9 protein-coding genes and 1 pseudogene are annotated in these 6,135 nt (G+C 67.2%); 7 read left to right on the forward strand and 3 right to left on the reverse strand.

Annotated features, from left to right (window positions below):
- Window positions 1-65: 65 nt before the first annotated feature.
- Window positions 66-812, forward strand: a complete 747-nt coding sequence (locus ETD85_RS24950; protein ID WP_206058552.1) for an endonuclease domain-containing protein — start codon at window positions 66-68, stop codon at window positions 810-812.
- On the opposite strand, the gene ETD85_RS24955 is transcribed toward ETD85_RS24950, so the two are convergent.
- Window positions 754-1,788 (reverse strand): hypothetical protein, encoded by a 1,035-nt coding sequence (locus ETD85_RS24955; RefSeq protein WP_138692204.1) that lies wholly within the window; start codon window positions 1,786-1,788, stop codon window positions 754-756. The genes ETD85_RS24950 and ETD85_RS24955 overlap by 59 nt on opposite strands.
- A 196-nt stretch (window positions 1,789-1,984) precedes the next feature.
- Here ETD85_RS24955 and ETD85_RS24960 point away from each other — a divergent pair, with 196 nt between their 5' ends.
- Window positions 1,985-2,476: a SigE family RNA polymerase sigma factor gene (locus ETD85_RS24960; RefSeq protein ID WP_138692205.1), complete on the forward strand. Its 492-nt coding sequence runs from the start codon at window positions 1,985-1,987 to the stop codon at window positions 2,474-2,476.
- Window positions 2,473-3,189: a hypothetical protein gene (locus tag ETD85_RS24965; protein ID WP_138692206.1), complete on the forward strand. Its 717-nt coding sequence runs from the start codon at window positions 2,473-2,475 to the stop codon at window positions 3,187-3,189. Before ETD85_RS24960 ends, ETD85_RS24965 begins: the two co-directional genes overlap by 4 nt.
- Before the next feature lie 219 nt (window positions 3,190-3,408).
- On the opposite strand, the gene ETD85_RS24970 is transcribed toward ETD85_RS24965, so the two are convergent.
- Window positions 3,409-3,879 carry a hypothetical protein gene (locus ETD85_RS24970; protein WP_138692207.1) on the reverse strand — a complete coding sequence of 157 codons (471 nt, stop codon included), beginning with the start codon at window positions 3,877-3,879 and terminating at the stop codon, window positions 3,409-3,411.
- Between the two features lie 187 nt (window positions 3,880-4,066).
- Between ETD85_RS24970 and ETD85_RS66915 the strand changes: the two genes are divergently transcribed.
- From ETD85_RS66915 to ETD85_RS24985, 4 genes and pseudogenes are all read left to right on the forward strand, one after another.
- Window positions 4,067-4,192, forward strand: coding sequence for a hypothetical protein (locus ETD85_RS66915; protein ID WP_276617271.1), 126 nt, complete (start codon window positions 4,067-4,069; stop codon window positions 4,190-4,192).
- 52 nt (window positions 4,193-4,244) lie between these two features.
- Window positions 4,245-4,352: pseudogene (locus ETD85_RS67550) on the forward strand (hypothetical protein); the annotation flags it as partial.
- Window positions 4,353-4,386: 34 nt separating this feature from the next.
- Window positions 4,387-4,590 (forward strand): helix-turn-helix domain-containing protein, encoded by a 204-nt coding sequence (locus ETD85_RS24980; RefSeq protein WP_138692209.1) that lies wholly within the window; start codon window positions 4,387-4,389, stop codon window positions 4,588-4,590.
- Window positions 4,591-4,843: 253 nt separating this feature from the next.
- Complete coding sequence (locus ETD85_RS24985; RefSeq protein ID WP_138692210.1) at window positions 4,844-5,287, forward strand: hypothetical protein; 444 nt, start codon at window positions 4,844-4,846, stop codon at window positions 5,285-5,287.
- A 436-nt stretch (window positions 5,288-5,723) separates the two neighbouring features.
- On the opposite strand, the gene ETD85_RS24990 is transcribed toward ETD85_RS24985, so the two are convergent.
- Window positions 5,724-6,135: integrase core domain-containing protein (locus ETD85_RS24990; protein WP_138692211.1), on the reverse strand; the 412-nt coding region annotated here is incomplete at its 5' end.

The following is a 6,135-nucleotide window of genomic DNA, read 5'->3' on the forward strand; positions in this document are numbered from 1 at the left end:
CACAAATTGTCAGACCTGCCTGTCACTGTGCCGCCATGGACGGTTGCTTTCCCAAGGTTCGCGTCGTGGACGGCCGCGTGGTCATGCCACCGGGGGCGGCGCTGATCTGGCTCCCACGGAAAAAGGGGAAGGTCATCGCCAAGCTCCCGAAGAGGGAGAATGACCTCCCATGGCTGCGTCGCACCGTGGGCATCGGCCGTCTCCGCGTCGACGACCGGGAGTATTGGCATCTGCCGCGCAATTGCCTGAACAGGCTGGTGATGGCGGCCATCGACCGCTACGGCCACGTCGTGCTGTGCCGGGACATGTCCAAGCTGTCGCGGTGCAACCGGAGCTGCCAGGCGGCCGAAGGTCTCCAGTACGATTGCGTTTGCCTGGGAACGCACCACGGGGAGGAGGACTCCGGCGGATGGTTCGAGCTTGTCGGAGAGGTGCTCGTGGATCAGCGCGGAGAGTTCACCCGCACGTTCACCGTCTACGGCCCGAAAGGCAGTAGCGCGGACGCCGTGATCTACCGTGGCGAGCTGCGGGAGCGCCGCTACCTCGCGGACCGCGCCGGCCGCGAGGGCTGGCCTGCGGCCTCGCAGTTCATGTGTGCGAGCTGCATGACCGCGCGGGCCCGCGTATGGGATCACTGCCACACCCACGGATTCGTCCGGGCGCCGCTGTGCAACACCTACAACACCCGCTACTGGTCGGGCTGGCGCCCCAGCATGGCCGACCCACCCCGAGTCGCAATCTCGACACCAGCTACTACCGCCAGTGCCCTCGGTACGACCAGGAGCGGCAGCTACCGTGCAGTTCGTAACTAAACCTTCCGTCCCTCGCAGCGCGGTGGTGGTCAGGAGCGTGATGGCGGGTCGTCGCCGGCCTCAGTGACAGTGCCGATCCAGACGTTGCAGTGGGCGCACCAGTCGCGCGCGGTGGCCAGGTCGGGGAAGGTCCGGTACGGGCCCCAGATCTCCTTGGGCCAGCGCCGTTCGTGCTCGCCCGCGTGCTGGTCCGGAGCCTGGGTTTCGGCGATCGACTTGGTGTGGGCGTCCTGGGCCCGGTAGGTGGCGGCCTTCTGGCGCGCGGCGGCGGCGTGCTTCTTGGCGTCCCGCGAGGGGCGCGGGCCCGCTGCGAGATCTCTGCCAGGAGGTGCGGGGGCGGAGAGGCGAACTCGTCGAACAGCGGGCCGCTCGACAAACTCATCATCTCGACCAGGGGCGTCATCCGCGCCCGCCCGCCGGACACCGGACGCTCGCCAACGTCGCGGCCGTCGGCCTGGGCGTGCGCGAGCGCCCACTTGTCCAGGTAAGCGGCCGTCTCGTCTGGCGTGGCGGTTCCGGCGGGCATCCGGTTGTAGGTGCGCGTCTCCAGCCCGCCGCTGATCCCGTACATCTCATCGGTGACGATCGGGCGCTTGACCGCTTCCTCCCACTCCTCGGTGACCTTGAGGAACTTGGCGTGGGCGGACTGCCGGGTGATCTCCAGGGTGTCCCCGATGTCCTCCCACGAGGCGCCGCCGACCTTCTCCACGATCACCGCCCGGTCGAGCAGTTCCTGGGCCCGCCTGACGAACCGGGCCGCGTCCTCGACCGGACGCGGGTTGTAGTCCGACCAGACCGCCACGAAGCCGATCAGGAAGTCGGCCAGCTCTTGCGCGGTGGCGGCCAGGGCCAACTGGGCGAGGGACTGTTCGGTGTACGGGGCGTCCTCGTACGTCGGCTCGTCCCAGCAGTCGCCCCTGTCGTAGCGGTAGCCGAGCCAGTCGCCGGCCTCGGGGATGAGCGTGGACAGCGTCACCGCGGTTTCGTCGCGGGCGTTGTCGCCCGAGCTAGCGGCCCCGGACTTCGGCCATAGGGTGGCGGACGACCGAGACTCAACACATCGCCAGTAGCCACGCCGGCTCGTCTCCTCACGAAACTCGGGACTCGCTGTCATCCGGAACCGACCCTCCATCGCGTCAATGCCTATGACATCTTGAGGACGGAGTTCATGGATGGACGATGGTTTCGAAAGCTTCGTGGTGCATCGCTACGACCGGTTACGACATTCGGCCTTCCTGCTCACGGGAGACCTTGCGACCGCTGAAGATGTTGTGCAGACCGCACTGGCCAAAGCATGGGTGGCGTGGGGACGGATCAAGACCAACCCCGATTCCTACGTGTATCGGATCGTCGTGAACACCCACATCTCCTGGTGGCGCCGGAAATGGCGCAATGAGCTGCCCTCCGTGGACGCGCTCGACCATCCCGACCCCCACGACTTCACCTCCGAGGTGGAACGGCGGCAGGCGCTCCTGGCCGCCATCGGCGGGTTGTCGAAGAGGCAGCGGGCGATCGTCGTGCTGCACTACTTCGAACAATTGACGCTGACCCAGTGTGCCGAGGTGCTCGGATGCTCGCTCGGAACGGTCAAGACGCAGCTCGGCCGCGCACTGAAACGGCTCCGCGTCGATCCGGAAATCCAGCCAGCGGAGGTGGAACGATGAGCTACACCGAAGAGCAATTGCGCGCGGCTCTGGTCGAGCGAGTGGCCTCGGGCTCTCCTGACGTGCAGCAGATTGTCCGACGGGGCCGCCGCACCAAACGGCGCAGGAGGGCAGGTTTCACGCTCGCAGGCCTCGGCGCGGCCGCCACCGTCTTCTTGGGGGTTCAGGGCGTCTGGGTGGGTACGGCCCATGTGGCGGAACAGCCGCTGGCGAGGGTAACGGCATCGGCGGCGCCTAGTCTGCCGCCCGAAGACACGCGAGCCGTGCCCCCCGCTCCATTGATCGCGAGCCGGTCGTCCGCCACCATGCCCGCCGGCAAGACCGTGAAGTTCCGGCCGTTAAGTTTCTTCACCTCGTACACGATCGTCTGCACCGACCCAAAGGCGTGGGTGATCATCCGGCGGGAAGGCGGTGCTGGCGGAGGCGCGAGACGGTGTGGCCAGAAGGGCGCGAGCAGTCACTCGAGCAAGGAGTCGGTGTCGTCCGGATGGTTGGAGCGCACGCAACAGATCGAGGTCTGGGTCCTGCCCGCCGACACCGACAGCAAATACCTGCAGATTCCCCTGAGACGACAGCCCGGTGCCCTGAAGAAGCTGGTCGAGGAGACCAGATCGCGTCCGGGGGCATGGGCGGTCGGCGTCTACGACCGAGCGGACGCGACCGACCCCATCCCAACGGCGACCACCACCGTCACCCTGAAGCCCACAGGTTGAGATCGTCGCGTTGAAGCGGTTAGGGTCGCGCCCTGCAACCACAGCGGGGTTGGGAGGTTGATGACCATCGTGTCAATAGCGACATGTGCTTCGGCGCCGCTGCCCGCGCGGTTCTGACCAGGGATAGCGCTCCGCACCGTGGCGGCCGCGGAGGCCTCGCTGGCGCCGAGCTCGGCGCCGTGGTGTTGGCGTTGAGCTGGGGTGACGCTTATTGACACCTCACGGGGTTTCCGTACATGGGAACCAGGACGATGTGCCGTGGATGGAGCGGCTGGACTCGTCCTGGTCCCAGCCGGTCACCGTGCGGCCGGTCAGTTCCTCGACGGCGGTCGCGGCGGCGGCCTTGGCGCCGGTCACATTCCGGGCGGTGATGGTGCCGAGGAAGCCGAATCCGTACACCTCGATCACGCCGTCGGGGCCTTGCAGGCTCCATTCTCCGTCCTCGCGCCATAGGCACAGATCGCTGTCGTCCCAGCCCCGCCCCACGGGCCCAGGGACGTCTTGAGAGGCGTCCTGGACGTCCTGGGGGACGTCCAGGCCCTCGCCTGCGTCGAGGGCCTGGCGGTCGCGAGCGACGGCCTGCAGCAGGCGGGCGTGACGGCGCTGGGCGGCGCGGCGGTCGCCGACCCGTAGCACCGGGGCGAGGGCCTCCCAGGTGACGCCGGCGTCGCGGGCGGCGGCGACACCCAAGGAGGCACGACCCTGGTCACGGTCGAGGGCACGAGCGGCCGCGCTGTACGCCTCGCCGGTCGCGGCCTGGCGGGCGCGGATCTCCTTCTTGGGGTGCCGTTAACCGATGTGTCATGGGCCGCTAAACCTCGAAGATCCCCAGCCTGACCTTCTGTAATGCCGAAGGGCCCACTGCGGATCTATGGGCATGGAACGTCCGCCGCTTGGCAAGGATGAACTCATCGAGCACTGGACGGTGCTGACCGATGAGGTCGACCTGGTCAATGCAAAGCAGGAAGGCACCCGTCTGGCCTTCGCGCTGTTGCTGAAGTGACTTCACCCAGCACGGGCGGTTCCCGCGCGGGCGAGCCGAGTTCCCTGACGAGGTGGTTGACTACGTCGCGAAGCAGACCAAGACGTCGGCCAGCAGCCTGGGCCTGTACGACTGGTCAGGCCGGACGATCGAGCGTCATCGCGGCGAGATCCGCGACCATCTCGGCTTTCGGGAGTGCAGTCGACCTGCTGCGCATGCGCACACGCGAAGGCATGCCCATCGTCCGCGCCAAGGGCAGGCTCCGCGGGAAGCAGCCCAAGTTGTCCCCTCGCCAGCAAGCCGAGCTCGTGCGCATGCACGGCACTGGCGAGTACACCATCGCTGAGCTGATGGAGGTCTTCTCCGTCGGCCGCGCCACGGTCTACCGCGTCCTCGAACGCGCGGCCAAGAGTCCCTGAAGATCCTCGGCTTCCGCTGACCCGGTCCACCCGCATCCCCCATCCTGGATGAGTGTCTCCGTCTCGAGCTCTCACCTGCCTTGCCCTGCCTCTGTTAGTACTGATCTCGTCGTGCACCCAAGAGGTGAACCGAGCCCGGCCCACACCCACACCAACCCCTCAGGTGCCAACGCACGAGGTAGAGGCCGAGCACGAAGAGACAGATCCGCCGTCTTATGTGGAGGTCTGTGTCGACCGGAGGACCACGGTCCGGGTGTCGTACCGCTCCTGTGACGACGCTCTCCCCGGGTTCGCGCTGCGCTACTTCCCCATGGGCGCCCTGAGCGTCCACATCCCCGCGGCGGGTGAGAAGACCGAGGACGCCTTGACGAAGATGCCTGACGACTACTACTACCGCTATCGAGCACCCGAGAAGGGCGGCCAGGGCCGCTATGAGATGACCGAGGTCGACTACGACCCCCGGGTCGAGATCTGTGTCCGCAAGGCGACCCGGATCCGCGTCCCGGACTCCCGGTGCACCGATAAGGATCCTGGTCACGCTTGGTATTACCTCCGACTCAGCAGCCACGTCCCCGCGGTCGGCAGGCGCGCCGCGGGCGGCTCCTTCATGGTCCCGAACGGCGACTCCTATCGGGCTCGGCGGAACGGCGGTGACGGCGTGGACGCCGCCATCAGCTACAAGGGCCCCCGAGGATAACCCCCACGCACCCGGCACTGTAAGCGGTCCGCCAAGCCGTACTCCGCGGCGAAGGCCACCAGCCGCGCACCTTCTCCATGTGGATGGCCACCACAAGCTCGTCCGCGACCAGCGCCAGGCGGCAAGGTTTCGATGTTGCCGGCCGCGTATCGGGAGCTGCTGGCCGATGCCGATGGCGCGATGCGGGCGGGCAAGATCTCGGCGGCGTTGGGGCCCGATGACCGTCCACCGTCACCCCGGCGGAAGGATCGACCACCAGAAACGTGACTGTTCCACCAGCATCAGATAGCGGTCAGGCACTTTGTGCAGGCGAGTGCGGACATCCGTGCAGCCGACTTCGGAAATCGACAGACGATGTCCGGTTTGTCTGGGCCTGTCGGTCTCATTACCTCTGAGGGGCCACGGTGATTCCGGACAGCCGTGTTATGAGTGCAGCCTATGCGGCCGCTGGGGTTGAAAGGGCCTCGTTGAGAACCTCCAGGGGTGGCCGGTAGCCGAGCGCCGAGTGCAGGCGCCGACGGTTGTAGAACCCTTCGATATAGCGGATGACCTGGCTTCTCGCCTTGGCCCGGGTGGTGAAGACGAAGCGGTGCAGCCATTCGTTCTTGATCACGCTGAAGAACGACTCGGCCATCGCGTTGTCCCAGCAGACGCCGGTGCGGCCGACCGAGCGGCGGATGTCCAGGCCGGTCAGGAACCGGCCGAACTCGTCGCTGGTGTAGTTCGAGCCGCGGTCGCTGTGGAACACGGCGCCGCTCTGGAGCAGGCCGGTGCCGGCGGCCATCCGGATCGCGTCGGCGATCAGCTCGGTGCGGTAGTGGTCGGCCATCGCCCAGCCCAGCACCGCC

The sequence above is a fragment of the Nonomuraea zeae genome (assembly GCF_005889725.1).
Lineage (GTDB): Bacteria > Actinomycetota > Actinomycetes > Streptosporangiales > Streptosporangiaceae > Nonomuraea > Nonomuraea zeae.

Coding starts and splice junctions, on each gene's coding strand:
- ETD85_RS24960 (WP_138692205.1), top strand. CDS start 1,985: ATGGACGATGGTTTCGAAAGCTTCGTGGTGCATCGCTACGACCGGTTA.
- ETD85_RS24965 (WP_138692206.1), top strand. CDS start 2,473: ATGAGCTACACCGAAGAGCAATTGCGCGCGGCTCTGGTCGAGCGAGTG.
- ETD85_RS66915 (WP_276617271.1), top strand. CDS start 4,067: ATGGAACGTCCGCCGCTTGGCAAGGATGAACTCATCGAGCACTGGACG.
- ETD85_RS24980 (WP_138692209.1), top strand. CDS start 4,387: ATGCGCACACGCGAAGGCATGCCCATCGTCCGCGCCAAGGGCAGGCTC.